This window comes from Glycomyces harbinensis, from assembly GCF_900101745.1.
In the GTDB taxonomy this organism is placed as follows: Bacteria; Actinomycetota; Actinomycetes; order Mycobacteriales; family Micromonosporaceae; genus Glycomyces; species Glycomyces harbinensis.
Genome location: NZ_FNAD01000013.1, coordinates 39,444 through 59,887 on the forward strand (window position 1 = coordinate 39,444; position 20,444 = coordinate 59,887).

Consider the following 20,444-nt stretch of genomic DNA (forward strand, 5'->3'; position numbering starts at 1 on the left):
CTGCGCCCGCACTCCGGCGGTCACGCCACGGTGACGGTGACCGCCTCGATCGCCTTCCGGGCCCGCTCGCGCGCTTCGCGGGCCGTGTCCGCCACGGTGAGCACGTAGCCGAGCCGGCCGTTCCCACCGTTCAGCGCCGTGACCCGGTCGCCGACGCCCACCGTGAACTCGGCGCGGACCACCCCGTCCATGCCCGCCGCCGCGTCGAGTCCGCTCACGCCGGTGACGGTCCCCTCCGGCGCGGTCAGGAACTCCACCGCTGCGGCCGCGGCCACCGGGTCCCACACCGGCTCCGGCACGCCGGCGAGCGCGGCGACCGCCGCCGGCTGGGCGAACCGCCCGGTGATCAGGCCCGCCATCTCCCAGAGCCAGTCGCCCCCGCACCTGGTGTGCGTCTCGATCAGCCACAGCCGACCGCGATCGATCTTGAACTCGGTGTGCGACGCCCCGGAGCGGTACCCGATGGCGTCCAGGAGCTCCCCGATGGCCGCGTGGACCTCCAGGACGGTCTCCTCCGGCAGGTCGGCGGGCATGTCGTGGGCGAGCTCCACGCAGTCGCGCGTGGTTCTGGCCGCGATGGGGAGCACGTCGTGGACGCCGTCCCGCGACAGCGCGTCGACGCAGAACTCCGTCCCGCCGACGTACTCCTCCAGCAGCACCGGGACGTCGCGGTCGGCGGGCGCGTGGAGGATGCGGACGTCTTCGCTCCCGGCCTTGTCGAGCGGCTTCGCGACGCAGGGGAATCCGACGTGCTCGTACCCGCTCGCGAGGTCCTCGGCGCTGCGGACGACCCGGTACCGGGGGTTCGCGAGGCCGGTGCCCTCGGCCAGCCTGCGGGAGGCCGACTTGTCCATCGCGTTGCGGACCACCTCACGGGAGGTGCCGGCGATGCAGAGGTCGTCGGCGATCAGCCCGGCGTCGAGGAGGAAGTGCTCGTTCATCGCGAGCACCCCGTCGAACGGCCGCTCGGCGTGGAGCCTGCGGGCCTCGGCGAGGAAGTCGTCGGTGACGACCACCCTCGCGAGCGCGCGCTGGTGGTCGGTGACGCGTTCCGCGGTCTGCAGCACGGTCAGGTCGACCGGGATCCGGCCGACGCCGAGGAGGCCCGAATCGAGCGGTGCGACCAGGAGCAGGCGCTTCATGCGGGCCTCCGAAACAGGTTGCGGCCCAATCGGGTCGAGCCGTCGCGTCCATCCTTTTCCCTCCCGCGGGCCGGTGGCAAGGCGGAACACCGGCGGGAGACCGGCACCGCCGCCGCATGACGGATCCGTTCGCGAGCCACCACCGCAACGCGATCTCGAATCGGGTCGAAGGCGTCGGACCGCGCCGACGCCGCCGAAGACGACGTCTGAAAGGGACGGACGATGATCCCGGCAGGGTGCCGACACGCCCCGGGAGCCCGCTCCTCATGGTCATGTCGGTGCCTGCTGGCACCATTGGCGTCATGACGACGATCCCCACTCCAGCGACCGCCGCGGTGCTCGCCGACGAAGCGGCCTATCTGCAAGCGGTCGCCCAGGCGCGCGAGTCCGCCGAGGCGTACTACGGCTCGGGGGAGTCCGGCATGGACGACGAGACCTACGACCGGCTGCTGCGCGGGATCACGGCCTGGGAGGTCGAGCACCCCGACCTGGTCGCGGCGGACTCCCCGACCCGCGAGGTCGCCGCGGGCGTCACCACCGGGGACGTCGCGCACGCGGTGCGGATGCTGAGCCTGGGCAACGTGTTCTCCGCCGAGGACCTCACCGACTGGGCCGCTTCGCTGGAGCGGCGCCTGGGCGGCCGGGCCGTCAACGGCTGGGTCGTGGAGCCGAAGCTCGACGGCGTCGCGCTCTCGGCCCGGTACCGCGACGGCCGCCTGGCGCAGCTGGTGACCCGCGGCGACGGCTCGACCGGCGAGGACGTGTCGCACGTGATCGGCGACCTCATCGGCCTCCCGTCCCGGCTCACCGAACCGGTCACGGTCGAAGTCCGCGGTGAGGTCCTCATGACCGAGGCCCAGTTCGCCGAGGCGAACGCCATGCGCGCCGCCGCGGGAGGCGCGGTGTTCGCCAACCGCCGCAACACCTCCTCGGGGTCGCTGCGGGCCAAGGACCGCCCCTACCGCGTGTCGCAGACCTTCTTCGCCTACGACGCGCTCACCGACCCCGCCCACACCAGTGACCCGGCCCTGGCGGGCCTGACCCACACGGAACTCATCGCGCGCCTGGAGCACCTCGGCCTGGGCACGACGCTCGGCACGCCGGTCGCGACCCTCGCCTGCGCCACGCTCGAAGACGTCCTCGCCCGGATCGAGACCATCGGCGCGGCGCGAGCCGACCTCGAGTACGAGCTCGACGGGGCCGTGATCAAGGCCGACGACCCCGCCGACCGCGCCGAGGCCGGCACCGGCTCGCGGACCCCGCACTGGGCCACCGCCTACAAGTTCCCCGCCGCGCAGAAGATCACCCGGCTGCTCGAGGTGACCTGGAGCGTGGGGCGCACGGGCGTCATCGCCCCGCGCGCGGTCCTGGAGCCGGTCGAGGTAGGCGGCACGACCATCACGTACGCCACCCTCCACAATCCCGCCGACATCACCCGCCGCGGCCTCATGCTCGGCGACTCCGTGATCGTCTACCGCGCAGGGGAGGTCATCCCCCGCGTCGAAGGCGCCGTCACCACGCTGCGCACCGGCGCCGAGCGGCCCATCGCCTTCCCCGAGGCCTGCCCGCGCTGCGGCGCCGACATCGACAGGACCCAGGAGCGGTGGCGGTGCGCCCGGGGGCGGGTGTGCGGGCAGGTCGAGGCGATCCGGTACGCCGTCGCCCGCGACGCCCTCGACGTCGACGGGCTCGGGGAGAAGATCGTCGTGCAACTGGTCGAGCGGAAGACGATCGCCGACGTCGCCGACCTCTTCACCCTCACCAGGGAACAGCTTCTGGACCTGGACCGCATGGGCGACAAGAGCGCCGACAACCTCATCGCCGCCATCGCACGGGCCAGGGCGCAGCCGCTGAACCGGGTGTTCTGCGCGCTGGGCGTCCTCGGCACGGGACGCTCGATGTCGCTGCGGATCGCCACCCACTTCGGGTCCATGGCCGCGATCCAGGCCGCCGACGCCCTTGCGCTGGAACGGGTCGACGGGATCGGCGGCGAGAAGGCCCCCGTGATCGTCGCCGAGCTCGCCGAACTCGCGCCGGTGATCGCGAAGCTCCACGCCGCGGGAGTGAACATGGACCAGCCCGGATGGGTCCCGCCCCGGGACGGCGAGGACGAGGCCTCCGACGAGGCGTCGGCGGCGCTGCCCCTGGCCGGGATGGCGGTCGTCGTGACCGGCGGGATGACCGGCCTCCTGGCCGACTACTCGCGGACGCAGATGAACGAGCTGATCGCCCGCGCCGGCGGCAAGGCCTCGTCGAGCGTGTCCGCGCGCACGAGCCTCGTCGTCGCGGGCGAGAAGGCGGGAAGCAAGCTCGCCAAGGCCCAGGACCTCGGCGTCGAGACCGTCACCCCCGAGGCCTTCGCCGAACGCCTCGCCGACTTCCTCGACCGGTCCTCGGACGCGGAGGAGGCGGAAGCGGCCGGGTAGTCGAACGGGACCGGACCTCGTCGGGCCCGGTCCCGGTACCGCTATTCGCCGGTGACGCCGTCCGCCAGTTCGCGGATGACGTCGAGGTGCCCGTTGTGGCGGGCGGTCTCCTCGATCATGTGCAGCAGGATCCACCGCAGCGAGCACGGTTCACTGCCGGGCGGCGGCTCCTTCTCGAGCGCGCCGAGCGGCAGCGAGTCGGCGATCTCGACCGAGCGGGCGCACTGCTCGTCGTACTCCTCGAGGAGCCGAGCGAGCGGCACGCCGTCGACCCGCATCTCGGCGTCGGGGTCGTCGTCGGTCCACGGTCCGCGGTCGGGCAGGCCGAGAAGGTTGGTCTCGAACCAGCTGTGCTCGACCCAGCGCAGGTGCGAGACGAGTCCCGCAGCGGTCATGAGCGGGGAGGGCAGATACACCCGGTGGGCGAGGTCCTCGGCGAGTCCCTCGGTCTTCTTGCGGACGGTCTGGCGTTGCCAGCGCAGGCGCTCGTTGAGCGCGGTGCGCTCGTCCGGCGGTTGCGGCAGGGCTTTGTCGCGTTTCATCGATGTACTCCAGGTTCGCGGGTGTCATCCCGCCCGTGGAGGCAACGCTTCAGCGCACTCGACGGGAGGGGGACACCGGATCGTTCGGTTTCGACACCGCGTCTCACCTCCTTCCTCTCGAATGCGGTCGGGAGCAGTGTATCGCCGAGAACCAACCACGCACCATCCCGGTCTCGGAGCCGGTGCGTCAATCGGCGGTCTCGCCGCGCACCGCCAAGGGGCGCTTGCCGGCACCGGCGATGATGCGGTCGATCAACCGCATCGGCAGCAGCCGCGCGAGTGCCACGATGACCTGGTTCTGCCACCCGGGCACGCTGACGGCCCTGCGCCTGCGCCAGTCCCGCAACGCCGTCGCGACGACGGCGTCGGCCTCCAGCCACAGGAAGCGCGGGATCTTGGACATGTCCATGCCGGCGCTGTCGTGGAACTCGGTGCGGGTGAAGCCGGGGCACAGGACCGTGACGGCGACCCCGTCGGCGCGCACCTTGACGGCCGCCGACCGGCTGAAGTTGATGACCCACGCCTTCGTGGCCGAATACGTCGAACTCGGGAAGAACCCGAGGGCGGAGGCGGTGTTGATGACGCCGCCGCGGCGCCGCTCGATCATGGAGGGCAGCGCCGCGAGCGTGAGCCTCAGGACGGCTTCGACGTGCACCCGCGACATCGCGATCTCGGCCGCGACGGGCGTGGTGATGAATCCCGTGGGGTGCCCGAAGCCGGCGTTGTTCACCAGCAGGTGAACGCCTTCCCGGCACCGTTCTTCGACGCGGGCGAGGTCCGCTTCCGCGGTGAGGTCGGCGGTCACGGTCTCGCAGTCGGCGGGGAGCGTGTCGGCGGTGACCCGCAGGCGTTCGCCGTCGCGATCGACGAGGATGAGCCGATACCCTTCTCGCGCAAGCGCTCTCGCGAAGGCCGCGCCCATGCCCGCCGCGGCGCCGGTGACGAGGGCGGTCGGGGGGTACGGCGATCGTTCGTCACTCATCGGCGCTCCGGAATCCTCTGGCTCCACACTGGTCACATTTCCGTGTCGGCCTACTGACACAACGTAGTGAACGTATTGTGCCGCGGACCGTTCGGACCTTACGCTGCGATGACCAGCGAGAAGCCACCCCCGCGTTCTCGCCGACGTCTGGAGCCGCCGTGATCGCGTCCGAGACCGCCTCCTCCGAAGACCTGCCCCACGGCATGCCGTACCACCGGGACACCCGCCACGATCCGCCCGCCGCGCTCATGGCGCTGCAGGACCAGCCGCTGCGGCGGATGCGGTACTACCCCGACGACGTCGAAGGCTGGCTGGTCACCGGGCACGCCCTGGCCCGGCAGGTCCTCGCCGACCCCCGGTTCCTCACCGGCGAGCGGTTCGTGCGGTCGCCGACCGATCTGCCCCACTTCTTCGTCTCCTCCTCCGAGCACGTCCCGCCCGGGTTCTTCTTCTTCAAGGACCCGCCCGAGCACACCCGCCTGCGGCGCAAGGTGACCGGCGTCTTCACCCTCAAGCGGATGCGGGATCTGGAGCCGCGCATCGCCGACATCGTCGACGACCGCATCGCGGCCATGAAGGACGCCGGGAGCGGAGCGGACCTGTTCCAGGAGTTCGCCCTTCCCGTTCCGTCCCTGGTCATCTGCGAGATGCTCGGGGTCCCCTACGCCGACCGCGACCACTTCCAGCGCACCTCCTCGGCCATCTTCGACCAGGCGATGCCGATCGAGCAGCGCAACGAGGCGACGGGGGAGCTGTTCGGCTACGTCCACGGGCTCGTCCCCGCCAAGCGGGCCCGCCCGGGCGACGACCTCCTCAGCACCCTGGCCGCCGATGACGACCTCACCGACGACGAGGTCGCCGGCATCGGCATGATCCTGCTGCTGGGCGGGCACGAGACCACCGCGCACATGTTCGGGCTGGGCACGCTCGCCCTGCTCGAGCACCCCGACCAGCTGGCCCGGCTCCGCTCCGAACCCGAGCTCATGACCGGGGCCGTCGAGGAGCTGCTGCGGTTCCTGACCGTCGCCCACGCCGGCATGATGCGGATCGTGAAGGAGGACGCCGAGATCGACGGGCGGATCCTGCGCGCCGGCGAGTACGTCACCGTCGCCCCGCACGCGGTCAACCGCGACCCGGCCTACTTCGACCGGCCCGACGAACTCGATCTCGGCCGTAACTCCCAGGGGCACATGGCCTTCGGGCACGGCATCCACCAGTGCATCGGCCAGCAGCTCGCCCGCGTCGAGATGCGCATCGGCTTCGCCCGGCTCCTGGAGGCGTTCCCCGGCCTGCGTTTGGCCGTACCCGCCGACCAGGTCCCGCTGCGCACCGACATGTTCATCTACGGCGTCGGCGCACTCCCGGTGGCCTGGTGAGGGGAACGATGAGGATCGCCGCCGACCGCGAACGGTGCACCAGCTCGGGCATGTGCGCGCTGACGGCCCCGGAGCTGTTCGACCAGGACGACGAGGACGGCCGCGTGGTCGTGCTCGACGACGCGCCGCTCGGCGCGGACACGGGCGACGCGGCCGCCGCGATCGAACTCTGCCCCTCCGGCGCGCTGACCGCGGTTGACGAACACCAGGATTGACAAACTGACGAACCAGGCTCAGAATGTCAGTATGACGAATCGAGCCGAGGTCACCCGCGAGGCGATCGTCGCCGCGGCGGTGCCGGTGTTCGGCCGCTACGGCTACCGCAAGACCACGATGGACCTCCTCGCGAACGCGGCCGGCGTCTCGCGACCCGCCGTGTACCAGTACTTCCCGGGCAAGGACGCGGTCTTCCGTGCGGTCGCCGCGTCCGTGAGCGCCGACCTGCACGCCGGTGCCGCCGCGGCGGGCGCGACCGGCGCGACCACCGCCGACCGCCTGTACCGCCTCCTCGCCGTCAAGCTCGACTTCGCCGCCGGCACGGTCGCGGCCGACTTCCGGCACGAACTCGTCCAGGAGGCGGGCACGATCGCGCCCGACCTGATCGCCGCCTCCGAGTCCGCCTACGCCGCCCTGGTCGCCGCGCTCCTGAACGACGCCCCCGAACTCGACCTCCTCGGCGACGCCATGACCGCCGAGGAGGCGGCCGTGCTGCTCACCGACGCCATGGTCGGCATCGCCCGGTCGACCGCCACCGCCGACCAGATGCGCGAGCGACTGCGCCGACTCGTGGACCTCGCCGTCCGCGGACTCACCTCACGCCCTGACCTCCAGAACGGAGCACCTCGATGATCCAAGCCATCGCCCTCGGCCTGCTCGCGGGCGTCCTCATCGGCAACGGCCTGCCGCACTTCGTCAAAGGCATCACCAAGGAGCGGTACCCGACCGTGTTCGGTTCGGGCCCGGTCGCCAACCTCCTCGCCGGGTGGAGCGGCATCTGCCTGGGCGCCCTGGCACTCGCGGCCGCCGACCTCCCCGCGGCGCCCCTGCCCGGCGCGGCCGCGCTCGCCGTCGGCGTGCTCCTGCTCGGCCTCTTCCACGCCAAAGGCCTCGCCTTCGGCCGAAACTGAGACCGGCCCGGCGCAACGGGCGGTTTCCGCCGGATCGACGGTTCGCGCCCCCCGACCGACGTGGTCGTGGCACGATCCCGGAGGGAAACGAGAAGGGTGGACCACATGAGGGCATCAACGAAGGCACTGGCGGTCGGAGCCGCCGCCACCGCGGTCGCCGCGGGCGCGGCGGTCGTCATCGGCAGCAGGATCAGGCAGAACGCAGGCCTCGACAAGGTCCGGCGCAGGAAGTTCGACCGCTGGTTCGACACGCTCGACGTCGACGGCAACCAGTTCATCACCACGCAGGACCTCCGCCAGGCGGCCGACCGCGTGCTCACCGCGCGCGGCATCCCGGTCGACAGCCCGATGGGGCTCGAACTGCGGGAGGTCACGGCGCGGCTGTGGACCGACTTCATCGCCTCGGCCGACACCGACAACGACAACCGGGTCAGCCGCGAGGAACTGCGCGCCGCCCTCGGCGAGAACATGCTCGGCGACCGGATCGCCGCGGGCGCCAAGCTCGCCTCGGTCGCCGACGTCTACTTCATGGTCACCGACGAGGACGGCGACGGCTACATCAGCTCGGAGGAGTTCACCGAGCTGATGCGCCACTGGAACGGGGTCGAGCAGGCCGAGAGCGCCCGGCTGTTCGAATACCTCGACGACGACCGCGACGACCGGATCTCGCCCGACGAGTGGAAGCACGCGATCTACGGCTTCTTCCTCAGCCCGGCCTCCGACTGCCCGGCCAACAACCTCATGGGGCGCACCGGCGCACCGGTACTGGCGCCGACCGGCTCGTGACGCCGCGGCGGAGACGGCGCCCTCGCCGCCGCCGACCCGAACGGCGGGCGGCGACCTGCCGGGGAAGTCGTCTCCGCCGCGACCGCGCTCGAGCGCATCGATCGGACGGCGCGCGATCCGCCGCCGACCGCATTCGGCCCCGACCCCACCGGGCCGGTGAATATGGTGTGCTTCCAGGAGAACCCTGGAGGTCGCCATGTCGCCATCGGCGTACGAACCGGCGCGAGTGCTGGCCCGGCGGATCCGCGACCGCGAGTCGACCGCCGTCGGCATCCTCGACGCGCACCTCGAGCGGATCAAGACCCATGCCGCGCTGAACGCGGTCGTGTCACTCGACGTCGACCTGGCGTACGAGGCGGCCCTGTCCGCCGACCGGGCACTGTCCCGAGGCGAGACCCCGGGCCCGCTACACGGCGTGCCGCTGACGCTCAAGGACTGCCACGACGCGGCGGGCCTGCGCACCACCGTCGGCACGCCGGTACTCGACCGCATTCCCGAAGCCGACGGCACCGTGGCCGCGCGGCTGCGGGCCGCCGGCGCCGTCATCATCGGACACACCAACGTCCCGCCCTTCCTGGGCGCCTACCGCAGCGAGAACGCGATCTTCGGCCGCACCGCCAATCCCTGGGACACCGCCCGCACGCCCGGCGGCTCCAGCGGCGGCGCGGCGGCGGCGCTGGCCGCCGGGCTGACGCCGGTCGAGGTCGGCTCCGACCTCGCCGGCTCGATACGGCTGCCGTCCCACTGCTGCGGCGTGTACGGGCTGAAGACCACCGAGCACCGGGTGGCCTCGACCGGGTACTTCAACGCGGCGCACGAGGTCAACCCCGTGCGCGTCCTGTCCGCGCTCGGCCCGATGGCCCGCGATCTCGACGACCTGGAACTGGTGCTGCGCCTGATATCCGGGCCCGACGGCGCCGACTTCGACGTGCCTCCCGTGCCGCTGCCCGAGCGCCGCCCGTTCAGGCTCCAGGACCTGCGGCTGGCGACGGCGCTGGAACTTCCCTGGGCGAGCGTCGATGAGAGTCTGCGCGAGCAGGTCTCGCGCGTCGCCGCGGCCTGCGCCGACGCCGGCGCGGCGGTCGAGCCGCGGCTGCCCGACCTCGACTGGGTCGAACAGGGCGTGTTCCTGGAACTGATGCAGGCCGTGACCTCGGCCCTCACCCCGGGATCGCAGCGGCGGACGCTCGACTGGTACCTCGAGACGCTGCATCGCAGAGACGCCTTCGCCGGCGCGTGGGAGCAGTTCTTCACCCGGCACGACGCGCTGCTGCTCCCGCCCTCGTCGACCGCGGCGACCGCCCACGACGCCGAGGACGTGTCGAGCCCGGGCGCCATGTTGGTCTTCGCGAACCTGGCCGGGCTGCCGGCGCTGACGGTCCCGGCCGGGTTCGATCCCGACGGCCTGCCGGTCGGGGTCCAACTGGTCGGCCCGCGCTGGTCGGAGATCCGCCTCATCGAGATCGCCGCGGCCCTCGAGGAAGCCGGCGTCCTCCCCGGCTTCACCCGTCCCCCGGGCTACTGAACGCGGCGCTTCCAGCGGCGAGCCGATCCCGTTGCCCCCCAGGTACGGAACGCCGACAGTGCACCCGGCCGCGGCCCGCCTGAGTGCGCAGGCGGGCCGCGGCCGGGAGCGTTCGGCGCCGCTAGCAGCGGCAGATGACGATGCCGGGTTCGAAGGCCGCGTTGCGGTCCCGCGGCTCCTCGCCGTGGCCCCAGCCGTCGGTGTGCGCCTTCTCGTGCGCGCCGACCCGGTCCCAGTCGGACTGGCCGGCGCCGTAACGCTCCATCTCGCACTTGTCGTAGGTGATGTACCAGTCGCCCACCGACCACCAGGTCGCGTAGGCCAGGACGTTGTCGTAGCAGTCGCCGCCGTAGAAGGTCGGGACGACGCCGTCGATGTCGGGCGGGTAGGTGTGCCCCTTGTCGCCGTGGTCGAGGACGGTGAAGTCCCCTTCCGCCGCGGCCTCCACCTGCTCGGGCGTCGGATCGGTGATGACGCTCAGCGTGAGGATGTTGTCGGTGTGCTCGTGACCGTGGCCTTCGGCCACATCGGATGCGGGGGTGTCCATGGCCGGGCCCAGCAGCATGACCAGGACGCCGGCGCCGGCGAGCAGGGTTTTCAGGAGCATATGCAATCCTTTGGGGGAGTGGGAATGAAATATGCGGACATCGCCCGATATTTCTTTAAGGTTTGCATACAGATAAAGGCATGTCAATGCATCGCCCGGCATTGACCGCCGTCCCCGAAGGCTCCCGTCAGGACCGCACGGCCGCACACGCTCTGCGGCGGAAGCTGTCGAACACCGCGGCGGCGTCGTCGTTGTAGTCCTCCCACGGCCTGCCGGAGGCGTCGACGCCCAGGTGGGCGAACAGCGGCACGGCCTCGGCGCCCCTGCCGGCGCTCACGAGCGCGTACGCCGCCCAGCGCCGGTCGCTGTCCGCGAAGACGCCCCCGCCGCCGGCCGGCGTGGACAGCCATCGGAGCACGAGGTCGAGCGCTCGCTGCACCATGGCGTCCCGCCAGATGTTCTCGTCGCGGGCCTCGTAGTCGAAGGCCGCCTGGAGGACGAGGAACGCGAGCGACGGTGACGCGGCGGCGGCCCGGTCGGCGAAGGCGAACAGCGAGTCGTACGAACCGGGACCGTCCTCGGGGGACCAGTACATCAGCGCGAACTCGTGCCCGGTGCGGTGCAGCGGATCGCGGGCCTGGAGCTCGCGCCAGTGCGCGGCGAACTGGTCGGGATCGTACGAGAGGCCGCGCGCGAGCGTGATGAGCGTGGACCAGGGGGTCGGGTCGTCCGGCGCCAGCTCGATCGCCCGGTGCGACGCCGCCTCCGACCGGCGCAGGGTCTGGAAGAACGCGTCGTGCTGCATGGGGGAGGTCTCCTCGCCCGGCCTGCTCCCGCGCAGCTTCCAGCCCAGCCACAGCAGCCCGTGCGCCTCCACGGCCGCGAAGTGCCGGTTCTCGCCCGCGGTGGCGCGCCAGGCCCGCATCCACGCGCCGTCGTCCGCTGCGGCCTCGCCGAGGGCGTGCACCGCGACCGAGCGCATCGCCCAGTCGCCGTAGGAGCGCTCGAGCAGGTCGGCGGCCGGCCTCCAGTCCCCGGCGCGTGCCGCGGCGACCGCCGCGCCGACCACCGGGACGGGCCGGCTCAGGTCGGTGCTGAGCGCCGCTTCGGGCGGCATGCCCCACCTGGTGACGTCGACGGGCGGGATGTCGGGCAGGCCCGGCACGATCTCGGCCGGGTTGACCGTGGGGTCCACCTGCCGGATCAGCGCGATGAGCTCCTGGTGGGACGCGGTCCCCATGTACTTCTGGACCGACAGGCCCCGGGCCTTGGCCTCCTTGCGCATCGCCATCAGCACGCGGGTCTTCGCCCCTATCTGTAGTGCCATCGTCCCCTGGGCCTTTCTCGTGGTTGGTCTGCCGAGTCGAGCAGTGCGCGCAGGCGCGTCGTGTCAGGTCGGTCGGACACCGCCGCATCGAGCAGGTCCGGCAGTGAATCGTCGTAGCGCTCGTCCAACCGCACGGCGCCCCGCGACGGCCACGATTCGCTCCAGTGCAGGGCGCCTGCGTCGGTGAGCGCGGCGAGCACGGCACCGGTCAGTCCGGCGTGGACGAGGATCCTGGCCCGCTCGCGCCGCACCCGCGGGCCGTCGGTCGGACGCTGCGGACCCGCGGGATCCGTGCCGACCTCGACGAGCATGTCCGCGTCCAGCGCGTCGAGCAGCGTTCGCAGTGCGACCGGCCGTCCCGTGGCGCGCGCCGCGTTCGCGAGCACCAGTCCAGTGTGCTCGGTCGCCGAGGCGAGGGCGCCGATCCGGACCAGCGCCGGCCAGTCGGCGCGGCGCTTGGCGAGCGCCTCGGGTCCCAGCCCGTCCAGGAGCGCGGCGTCGAGCAGCGGGCGCGGATCGCGCAGCAGGCCGAGCGCCGCTCCGGCCGGGACGCGCACCGTACCCGGGGCGTCCAGGGCGCGGACGCTCGCGATCCGCTCGCCCATCGGCGGGTGCGTGTCGTACGGGTCGGGTTCGTCCGCCTCGACCGGTTCGCCCTCAAGCGAATCCCGCAGCCTGCGGAATCCCGCGAACGCGTCGGCCGGCAGGTAGCCCGCCTGCCAGCCCGTGACCAGGTGCCTGCGCCGGAAGAGCTCCCATGACGCGGCGATCGACGTCAGGTCGCCGAACGCGGCCACCGTGGGCGCCGACCCGACCGTCCGCGCCGCCGCCTCGTCCGCCGCCCGCTCCTGGCGCCGGCTCAGGTTCGCGGACGCGTGGAGCACGAGCCTCCCGTAGTGCCGCAGCAGGAAATGCAGTCCGCGCTGCAGGTAGTCGTCCCTGTTCATCGCGGTCAGCGTGTGCGCGAACGCGGACCGGCTGCGGTAGGCGGTGCCGGCGAAGCGCGTGTCCCGGTTGCCGTAGTGCGCCAGCTCGTGTGCGATCACCGCGGCCAGGTGCGGCGCCGCCATCTCGGCGACCAGCGGCGCGCCGACGAACATGTGCCGCCGCAGGGCGATCAGCCCGAGCAGGCGCGTGTCCTCCACGACGGCGGCGTTGGCGTCCGCGGTCAGCCGGATGTCATCGGGGGGCGCGGTGCCCGCGGCCTCGGCGAGCCTGCGGACCAGCGCCCACAGCTCCGGCTGCTCCTCCTCGCGGACCGGCACGCCGTGCAGGGGACTGTCGCCCTTGAACACCAGGACCCACAGCCCGCTGCCGAGCACCACCGCGCTCGGCACGACGCCGATCGCGATCTTCAAGGCGGAGAGGGGCGAAACGGTGAACGCGTAGACGTTGAACCAGATCAGCGCGCTCATGACGACGAACATCGCCGTCGGCACGGCGCCGATCAGCAGCATCCACCACACGTTGCGCCGCAATCTTCAGATCACGCCTTCGCGATTGAGGCCGGCGAGCTTCGACTCAACGAGCCAGCGGACTGCCGCCATGATCAACTCCTCCTCGACTGCCACCATCCTGCACCTGGCGCCCGTCGCCCCCCAGGAGACGGGCCCCGCCGCACCCGAGCCGGCCACGTGCGCGGCCCCGCGGTGCGCCCCGGTCGACCCGACCGATGGTCCCGCTGCTAGGGCGGCCGCCGGACGCCCCGCATCCGGCTCCGCGCAGGCCCGGACGGCCCCGCCGACGGGCACCGCGCGGCGGCCCGGCCCCGAACTCCTGCCGATTTCCCGCCGGTGTTCCGCCTTGCCGACCGCACTGCCAAATGGGAAGAATGTGAGCATCGTGTCGGAGCCAATAGAGGCGCGCGGTGGATCCCCGCCCGCAAGCGCCGAGCAACCCGAATCCCAGTTCGGCCCACTCTTGCGGTCGCATCGCGAACATCGCGGCCTGACCCAGCGGGAACTCGCCGAGCGCTCCCGCCTCAGCGTGGCCGCGATCCGCGACCTGGAGCAGGGGCGCACCCGCCAGCCCCGGCGCGACTCCCTGCACAGCCTCGCACTCGCCCTCGGACTGTCCAGTCAGGACGAATCGCGGCTCCTCGCGGTCGCCCTCGGCGCCGACGCCCACGCCCCGCCCACCCCGGCCTTCCGCGCCGAAGCCGAACGGCCCGCAGGCGAACCCGTCACCATGCTCGCCGTCCTCGGACCCGTCACCCTGTGGCACGGCGGCATCCCCATCCCGCTCACCTCGACCAACCAGAAGGCCATCCTGCTGCGCCTCGCACTGAGCGCGGGCCACGTCATCGGACGAGAAGAACTCATGGACCTCGTCTGGGGCGAGCGGCGACCGGCCTCGGCATCGAGCCTCCTGCACACCTACATCGGCAGACTGCGCCGATGGCTGCAGCCCGAATCCGGACTCACCATCCAGACCACGGCGGGCGGATACCGCCTCAACGCGGACCCCGACCGGCTCGACCTGGCCCGGTTCAGGGAACTGGCCTCCCGCGGCACCGACGAGAACGACCCCGAACTGGCACTGCGCCACTACGCCCAGGCCGCCCGGCTGTGGCGCGGCGACACCGACGTGGACGCCCTCCGCAACGGCCCGCTCATCGCGGCCGTGACCGAGGAGTACGTGGCCATGCTGTGCGCCTACGCCAGGGCCGCAAGGGACCTCGACAGCGGCGAAGAAGTGCTGCCGCGCCTGCGCGACCTGGCCGCCCGACTCGAACTGCACGAACCCCTCCACGCGGAACTCATCACGAGCCTGTCCGCGAGCGGCCGGCAGGCCGAAGCCCTCGGCGCCTTCGAGCGCGTGCGCACCGCACTCGCCGACCAGCTCGGCATCCAGCCCGGCGAACGGCTCCACGAAGTCCACCAGGACGCGCTCCGCCAGCACCGCCGCGCCGAACCCAAGCCGGCGCCGCGCCGACCCGTGATCCAGCAGGCCCCCGCACCCCCGCCCGACTTCGTAGGGCGCGCTCAAGAACTGGACCGGATCGTCTCGGCGCTCGAACCCGACCCCTCCGAGACCGATCCCACCGCGCCCATCGTCGCCGTCAACGGCGCCGCCGGAGTCGGCAAGACCGCGCTGGCACTGGAGGCCGCGCGCCGCCTGCGCGCCGCATTCCCCGACGGGCAGCTGTACGCCGACCTCCGCGGCGCCACCAGCGCCCCGGTCACACCCCTGGAAGTCCTCGGGCGCTTCCTGCGCGCCCTGGGCGTCCCCGGCCAGCGCATCGGCACCGACGAAGCCGAGGCCGCCGCACTGCTGCGCAGCGAACTCGCCGGGCGCCGAATGCTGATGGTCCTCGACAACGCCGCGGGCAGGCGCCAGGTCTCACCCCTGCTGCCCGGCACCGGACCCTGCGCGGTACTGGTGACCAGTCGCCGACGACTCACGGACCTGGTCGGCGCCACCGTCATCGACCTCCCCACACTCCCGGTCGCCGACGCCCTCGACCTGCTCGCCGCCGCCGCGGGCGCGCACCGGATCGCCGCCGAACCGCACTCCGCGCGGCAGCTCACCGCCGCCTGCGGACAACTGCCGCTCGCCCTGCGCATCGCCGGAGCGCGCCTGGCCGGCCGGCCCGCGTGGTCCGCCGCCGACCTCGCCAAGCGGCTGCGCGACGAAAGCCGGCGGCTGTCCGAACTCGCCACCGGCGAACTCAGCGTGCTCGCCAGCTTCCAACTCAGCTACCAGGACCTCAGCGAGGCCGCCCGCCGCACGTTCCGCCTCAGCTCCCTGCACCCCGGCGACGACTTCGCCCTGGACGCCTCCGCGGTGCTGCTCGACGCCGACGCGGCCGAATCGGACCGCGTACTCGGCGAACTGCTCGACGCCAACATGCTCCTGCAGCACTCACCCGACCGCTTCCGCTTCCACGACCTCCTCGGCCTGTACGCGACCCGGCTGCTCGCCGATGACGACCCCGAGGCGTACGCGGCCGACCGCGACCGCTACTACGCCTGGTACCTGCGGGTCACGACCGCGGCCATGGAATGGGTCTACCCCCAGCTCGTCAGATGGACCACCAGCGACGACCGCAGCGCCGTGTTCGACACCCACGAGGCCGCACTCGAATGGCTCGACACTGAAGCGCCCGCACTGGTCGCGCTCATCGCGCGCCTCGCCGACTCCGACCACCGCCACCTCTCCTGGCAGATCGCCGACCAGCTGCGCGGCTACTTCCTCGTCCACCGCCAGGCCGACCGGTGGCTGCGCTCGGCCGACGCGGGCCTGCGCGCCGCCGACGACGACCCTTCCGCCAGAGCCGCCATGCACATGAGCCGCGGCCAGGCGATGTGGGGACTGGGCCGCCACGACGAGGCGCTGGCCGACTACACCGAGGGCGTCCGGCTGGCGGACACCGGCGGATGGCGCCAGGCCGCCGCCTACCTGCGGCACAACATCGGACTCATCCTGGCCGAACAGGGCCGCCTCGAAGAGGCGGAGCGGTCCTTCCAGCTCGCGCTCGACCTCAGCGATGACGAACTGGGCCACGTGCGGGCGGTGACGCTCAACGGCCTGGGCTTCATGTGCGCCGACAACGGCCGGCTCGTGGAGGCCGTGGAGTACTTCGAGGCCGCCCTCCAGATCAACCAGAAGACCGGACGCGAGAAGTCCGTCCACGCGAACCGCTCGAACCTCGGGATGGTGCTGCGCCAACTCGGGAGTGAAACCGCCGCCGAAGAGCACCTGAACGCCGCGCTGGAGGGATACCGGCGCACCTCGGACCTGCACGGCGAGATGTCCACACTGGACGAGCTGAGCCTGCTCCACACCCAGCGCGGCCACGCCGGCGCCGCCGTGGACGCCGCCCGGCAGGGATACGACCTCTCGGTGATCGTCCAGAACCGGCGGGCGCAGGCGGCGCTCCTGTGCACGCTGGGCGAGGCGCACCTGGGAGCCGGGGACGCCGCCGCGGCGGAGGACGCGTTCCGTCGTGCGCTCGAACTCGCGGCCGAATTCCCGTTCTTCGACGCGCGCGCGACCATCGGACTGGCCGGTGTGGCGCTGGCGCAAGGAGACGCGGCCGAGGCGCGCCGGTGCGCGGATCGCGCCGTGGAGGACGCCCGCACGCACGGATTCGGCGTCCTCGAAGCCGACGGCCTCGCGGTGCGGGCCCGCTGCGCGGCGCACGACCGCTCCGGACCGGCCGCGGCGGCCGCCGCCGCGGCGTACCGGGCCGCGGGCATGGAGCATTCGGCGGCGCGGGTCGAACGCGAACACGGTTCGGCGTGAGCGCCTCCGCCCCGACGCGGGCGCATCGCGTCCGACCCGGGTCGGGGAGTCACGCGGTCGGGATCGCCGACCCGGTGAGGCGCTCGGAGACCCGCCAGACGCGTTCGGCGTCGTCGGCACTGCGCAGCGGCGGGTACAGGCGCTGCTCGGCGGGCGGTCCGCCGAGATTGCCGGCACCGCTGGGGCCGTAGAGGACTGCCGCCTTCGCCTCGGGATCGGTCGCGGCCGTCAGGGCCGGCAGCTTCGCGGTCTCGACGGTGCCGAGGAGGATGCCGCGGGCGGAGAGCCACCGGATCAGGCGGATCGCGGGGGTGTCCCGGTCGCGGCCGACCTCCGGGCGCGCCGCCAGGAGATTGGTCGGCGCCACCCCCGGATGCGACAGGTTGCTGGTGATGCCCCATCCGTGGGCCTTGCTGCGGCGGTCCAGTTCGAGGCCGAACAGTCCGAACGCGATCTTCGACTGGCTGTACGCGCGCTGCCCGTGGTAGCCGTGCTCCCAGTTCAGGTCGTCCCAGTTGATCTCGCCGCGTCGCGCGGCGACGCTGACCTGCGAGGTCACGCGGGCGCGGCCCGCCCGCAGCAGCGGCAGCAGCCGGGCGACGAGCGCGAAGTGCCCGAGGTGGTTCGTGCCGAACTGGAGCTCGAAGCCGTCAGCGGTGGTCTGGCGGGTCGGCGGGGTCATCACCCCGGCGTTGTTGACGAGCAGGTGGATCGGATCGTCCTCCTCGCGGAGGGTGTCGCCCAGGGTCGCGACCGACGCCAGCGACGACAGGTCGAGGTCGCGCAGGGAGACCTTCGCGTCCGGGACGCTCCGGCGGATTCTCGCGATCGCGGCCTCGCCCTTGCGCGGGTTGCGCACGGGCATGACCACTTCGGCGCCCGCCGCCGCGAGCCGCTCGGCGATCCCCAGTCCCATGCCGTCGCTGGCACCGGTGACGAGCGCGCGCTTGCCCGTCAGGTCGGGGGTCGTGATGTCGATGGGTCGACGCGACATGGTGGCACTCCTCGTTCTCGGGCTGGGATCTCGACCCTAGAGCGGCGGCGGGAAGCCTGCCACGACTTCCCGATCCGAGGATCCGGCGGCCCCGGACCGCCGAGGAGCCGGCCGCGGGGCCGGGCAGGACCGCGAGCCGCTGCGCTCACATCAGGCGGCGAAGGGACCGTCCGATGCGAAGGCGTACCGGGCGAAGCGCTCGCCGATCAACCGGTGCGTGTCGGTGTCGGGGTGCAGCGCGTCCGGCAGCGGGCGCTCGGCGGCGTCCGCCTCGCCGTAGAGGCGGGTGCCGTCCAGGTAGTGCAGGTTCGGATCGTCCTTCCGGCGCGCGGCCAGGGACGCGAGCGCCTCGCGGATCACCCGCAGGGTGAGCCGCCCGCTCGGATCGTCGCCGCTCGCGGTGAACGCGACCTGGCCGGTGCCGAGCGTGCCGGGGTCGACGGCGCCCGGCCCGGGGGCGTCCTCGTGGATGCCGCAGAAGATCGGCGAGACCAGCAGCAGCGGCGTGTCGGGGTGCCCGTCGCGGATCGTGTCCAGGAAGCCGTCGACGGCCGGTGTGAACGACCGCGGGCGCATCACGTCGCCGTTGACGACGTTGATGCCGAGCTTCACGCTGATGAGGTCGGCCGGGGCGTCGCGGATCGCGCGGGCGGTGAACGGGTCCACGAGGGCGTTGCCGCCGAGGCCGAGGTTGCGGAGTTCGACGCCGCCCGCGCGGGCCGCGACGGCGGGCCAGATCCGGGTCGGCGAGGCCGCGTTCGAACCCTGGCTGATCGAGCTGCCGTGGTGCACCCAGAGGCGCCCGCCGGGCTCGACCGGCCGCACCGGCTCGTCGGCCTGGAGCTCGATCAGTTCCATCGCCTCGTTGTGCGGGAGCCAGATCTCGAGGTGCTTGTCGCCCTGGGGCAGCCCGTCGAACGCCACGGTGTGCGCGGGTCCCGGCCGGAAGTCGCTGGCCCCGGTCCGGAAGTCGACCTCGACGAGGTCGCCGCCGTCGAGCTCCGCGCTCGCGAACGGTTCGCCGTCGACGACGAGGTCGACGCGGCCGCGCGGGCGTTCCGCGCCCCGGTACCCGAGACGGCTCGAGTGGGCGGTGAGCCGGAGGGCCCTCGCCGCCGTCGCCATCACCAGGCGCGCGCCGGAGGGCTGGCGCTCCATCATCAGCAGGTGCGGGTCGGGGAACTGCGCGCGCGCCCGCCCGGGCAGGCGGTGCGGCCGTACGCCGCGGGCGGTCGTCTCCAGTTCGGCGACGCCGCGGACGAGCGGGGCGATGGATGCGGTGATCACGGTTGCGCCTTTCGGTGTCGTGGGTCGGCGGGCCAGGCCCGCAGGAGCGCGTCGAGGGCGTCGACGGTCCTCGACCAGGACTCTTCGGACGACGGCTCGCTGTGGTCGAAGCCGCCGATGCGTTCGAGCGCGAGGAAGCCGTTGATGGTGCTGCCCAGCAGTCGGATCGCGTGCACGTGCTCGTCCTCGGGTACGGGATAGCCCCGGAGCACCGCGCCGGTCAGTGCGACGGTCTCCCGCGCGGCATCCGAGCGGACGACGGCATCGCCGGCGCGGCGCTGCATTGACTGCCATCGCCCCGGCGACTCCCGGGCGTAGCTCCGGTACGCCGCCGCGTAGCCCTCCAGCGCGGCGCGGCCCGCGCGCCCCGCGATCGCGGCGGCGACACGGCCGGCGAGTTCGGCCAGTGCGAGCGCGGCGACCCCGTCCAGCAGCGCCTCGAGGTCGCGGACATGCGAGTACAGGCTGGGCGTCCGCACGCCGAGGCGCCGCGCGACCGCCGACAGCGAGACGGTCTCGAATCCGGCCTCGTCGGCGAGCGCCGCCGCGTCGGCGACGACGGCGGCCGCGGTGAGAGCAGTACGAGTCACCTGACCAACCTACACCCATTAGGCAGATGCCTACAATACATAGGCGACGTGATCGCGGTCGCGGCGGTGCGTGCTCGTTTTCGGTCAATCGAGTTGCGCCCGGTCCCGCCCGGCGGCACGATCGACTGATGCTGAAACTCACCGATTTCATCATCGACTGCCCGGACCCGATGAAGCTGGCGGCCTTCTACGCCGAGGTCACCGGCCGCCCCGTCAAGGAGGACAGCGACGACTCCTGGGCCGGCATCGCCTACGGCGAGGTCGAACTGGCCTTCCAGCGGGTCGAGGAGTACCGCCCTCCGACGTGGCCCAGTGCGGAGCACCCGAAGCAGTACCACCTCGACTTCGAAGTGGACGAGTTCGCGCCCGAGCGGCAGCGCGTCACCGCGCTCGGCGCGACCCACCTGCAGGACTTCATCGGGCCCGAGGGCTACGGCTGGCAGGTCTACACCGACCCGGTCGGGCATCCCTTCTGCCTGTGCCGCAACCGAGGCGCCGTGTGGCCCTAAGGCGCTGAAATGAGGACCAGGAGCGGTGCCCCGGCCG

At 72.6% G+C, this 20,444-nt stretch carries 18 protein-coding genes; 9 read left to right on the forward strand and 9 right to left on the reverse strand.

The genetic code is table 11. The annotated features are described in order from the left end of the window. Positions 1-20 precede the first annotated feature (20 nt). Positions 21-1,142 (reverse strand): ATP-grasp domain-containing protein, encoded by a 1,122-nt coding sequence (locus BLQ63_RS19350; RefSeq protein WP_091038955.1) that lies wholly within the window; start codon positions 1,140-1,142, stop codon positions 21-23. A gap of 302 nt (positions 1,143-1,444) precedes the next feature. Here BLQ63_RS19350 and ligA point away from each other — a divergent pair, with 302 nt between their 5' ends. Then, positions 1,445-3,568, forward strand: coding sequence for an NAD-dependent DNA ligase LigA (ligA, locus tag BLQ63_RS19355; RefSeq protein ID WP_218125363.1), 2,124 nt, complete (start codon positions 1,445-1,447; stop codon positions 3,566-3,568). Between the two features lie 41 nt (positions 3,569-3,609). Here the strand turns inward: ligA and BLQ63_RS19360 are convergent, their stop codons facing one another. Both BLQ63_RS19360 and BLQ63_RS19365 read right to left on the reverse strand, forming a co-directional pair. Continuing rightward, complete coding sequence (locus BLQ63_RS19360) at positions 3,610-4,110, reverse strand: DinB family protein (protein ID WP_091038957.1); 501 nt, start codon at positions 4,108-4,110, stop codon at positions 3,610-3,612. Between the two features lie 187 nt (positions 4,111-4,297). Then, positions 4,298-5,092, reverse strand: coding sequence for an SDR family NAD(P)-dependent oxidoreductase (locus tag BLQ63_RS19365; RefSeq protein WP_091038960.1), 795 nt, complete (start codon positions 5,090-5,092; stop codon positions 4,298-4,300). Positions 5,093-5,250: 158 nt separating this feature from the next. Between BLQ63_RS19365 and BLQ63_RS19370 the strand changes: the two genes are divergently transcribed. From BLQ63_RS19370 to BLQ63_RS19395, 6 genes are all read left to right on the forward strand, one after another. Then, positions 5,251-6,468: a cytochrome P450 gene (locus BLQ63_RS19370; RefSeq protein ID WP_245681022.1), complete on the forward strand. Its 1,218-nt coding sequence runs from the start codon at positions 5,251-5,253 to the stop codon at positions 6,466-6,468. A gap of 8 nt (positions 6,469-6,476) precedes the next feature. Further along, complete coding sequence (locus tag BLQ63_RS19375; protein ID WP_091038962.1) at positions 6,477-6,683, forward strand: ferredoxin; 207 nt, start codon at positions 6,477-6,479, stop codon at positions 6,681-6,683. 31 nt (positions 6,684-6,714) lie between these two features. Next, complete coding sequence (locus BLQ63_RS19380) at positions 6,715-7,317, forward strand: TetR/AcrR family transcriptional regulator (protein ID WP_091038964.1); 603 nt, start codon at positions 6,715-6,717, stop codon at positions 7,315-7,317. After that, positions 7,314-7,595 (forward strand): hypothetical protein, encoded by a 282-nt coding sequence (locus BLQ63_RS19385; protein WP_091038967.1) that lies wholly within the window; start codon positions 7,314-7,316, stop codon positions 7,593-7,595. Before BLQ63_RS19380 ends, BLQ63_RS19385 begins: the two co-directional genes overlap by 4 nt. A gap of 105 nt (positions 7,596-7,700) precedes the next feature. After that, a complete protein-coding gene (locus BLQ63_RS19390) occupies positions 7,701-8,381 on the forward strand; it encodes an EF-hand domain-containing protein (RefSeq protein ID WP_091038973.1) in 681 nt (226 codons plus the stop codon). Between the two features lie 196 nt (positions 8,382-8,577). Then, complete coding sequence (locus BLQ63_RS19395) at positions 8,578-9,906, forward strand: amidase (protein ID WP_091038976.1); 1,329 nt, start codon at positions 8,578-8,580, stop codon at positions 9,904-9,906. Positions 9,907-10,027: 121 nt separating this feature from the next. Here the strand turns inward: BLQ63_RS19395 and BLQ63_RS19400 are convergent, their stop codons facing one another. The 3 genes from BLQ63_RS19400 to BLQ63_RS19410 form a co-directional block, all read right to left on the reverse strand. Next, positions 10,028-10,513, reverse strand: a complete 486-nt coding sequence (locus tag BLQ63_RS19400) for a hypothetical protein (RefSeq protein WP_091038978.1) — start codon at positions 10,511-10,513, stop codon at positions 10,028-10,030. Positions 10,514-10,640: 127 nt separating this feature from the next. Further along, positions 10,641-11,780, reverse strand: coding sequence for a DUF4034 domain-containing protein (locus tag BLQ63_RS19405; RefSeq protein WP_143014999.1), 1,140 nt, complete (start codon positions 11,778-11,780; stop codon positions 10,641-10,643). Further along, a complete protein-coding gene (locus tag BLQ63_RS19410) occupies positions 11,765-13,258 on the reverse strand; it encodes a M48 family metallopeptidase (RefSeq protein WP_177155017.1) in 1,494 nt (497 codons plus the stop codon). The genes BLQ63_RS19405 and BLQ63_RS19410 overlap by 16 nt, the downstream gene beginning before the upstream one ends. Positions 13,259-13,325: 67 nt before the next feature. Here BLQ63_RS19410 and BLQ63_RS19415 point away from each other — a divergent pair, with 67 nt between their 5' ends. Beyond that, positions 13,326-17,027 (forward strand): tetratricopeptide repeat protein, encoded by a 3,702-nt coding sequence (locus BLQ63_RS19415; protein ID WP_281188016.1) that lies wholly within the window; start codon positions 13,326-13,328, stop codon positions 17,025-17,027. A 49-nt stretch (positions 17,028-17,076) separates the two neighbouring features. Here the strand turns inward: BLQ63_RS19415 and BLQ63_RS19420 are convergent, their stop codons facing one another. From BLQ63_RS19420 to BLQ63_RS19430, 3 genes are all read right to left on the reverse strand, one after another. Then, the gene (locus BLQ63_RS19420) at positions 17,077-18,021 is read right to left on the reverse strand and encodes an SDR family oxidoreductase (protein WP_091038988.1); all 945 of its coding nucleotides are present in this window, start codon (positions 18,019-18,021) and stop codon (positions 17,077-17,079) included. Positions 18,022-18,171: 150 nt separating this feature from the next. Next, positions 18,172-19,308 carry a GDSL-type esterase/lipase family protein gene (locus tag BLQ63_RS19425; protein WP_091038992.1) on the reverse strand — a complete coding sequence of 379 codons (1,137 nt, stop codon included), beginning with the start codon at positions 19,306-19,308 and terminating at the stop codon, positions 18,172-18,174. Beyond that, positions 19,305-19,898 carry a TetR-like C-terminal domain-containing protein gene (locus tag BLQ63_RS19430; protein WP_091038995.1) on the reverse strand — a complete coding sequence of 198 codons (594 nt, stop codon included), beginning with the start codon at positions 19,896-19,898 and terminating at the stop codon, positions 19,305-19,307. The genes BLQ63_RS19425 and BLQ63_RS19430 overlap by 4 nt, the downstream gene beginning before the upstream one ends. 128 nt (positions 19,899-20,026) lie before the next feature. Between BLQ63_RS19430 and BLQ63_RS19435 the strand changes: the two genes are divergently transcribed. Beyond that, positions 20,027-20,407 (forward strand): VOC family protein, encoded by a 381-nt coding sequence (locus tag BLQ63_RS19435; RefSeq protein WP_091038998.1) that lies wholly within the window; start codon positions 20,027-20,029, stop codon positions 20,405-20,407. Positions 20,408-20,444: the final 37 nt, after the last annotated feature.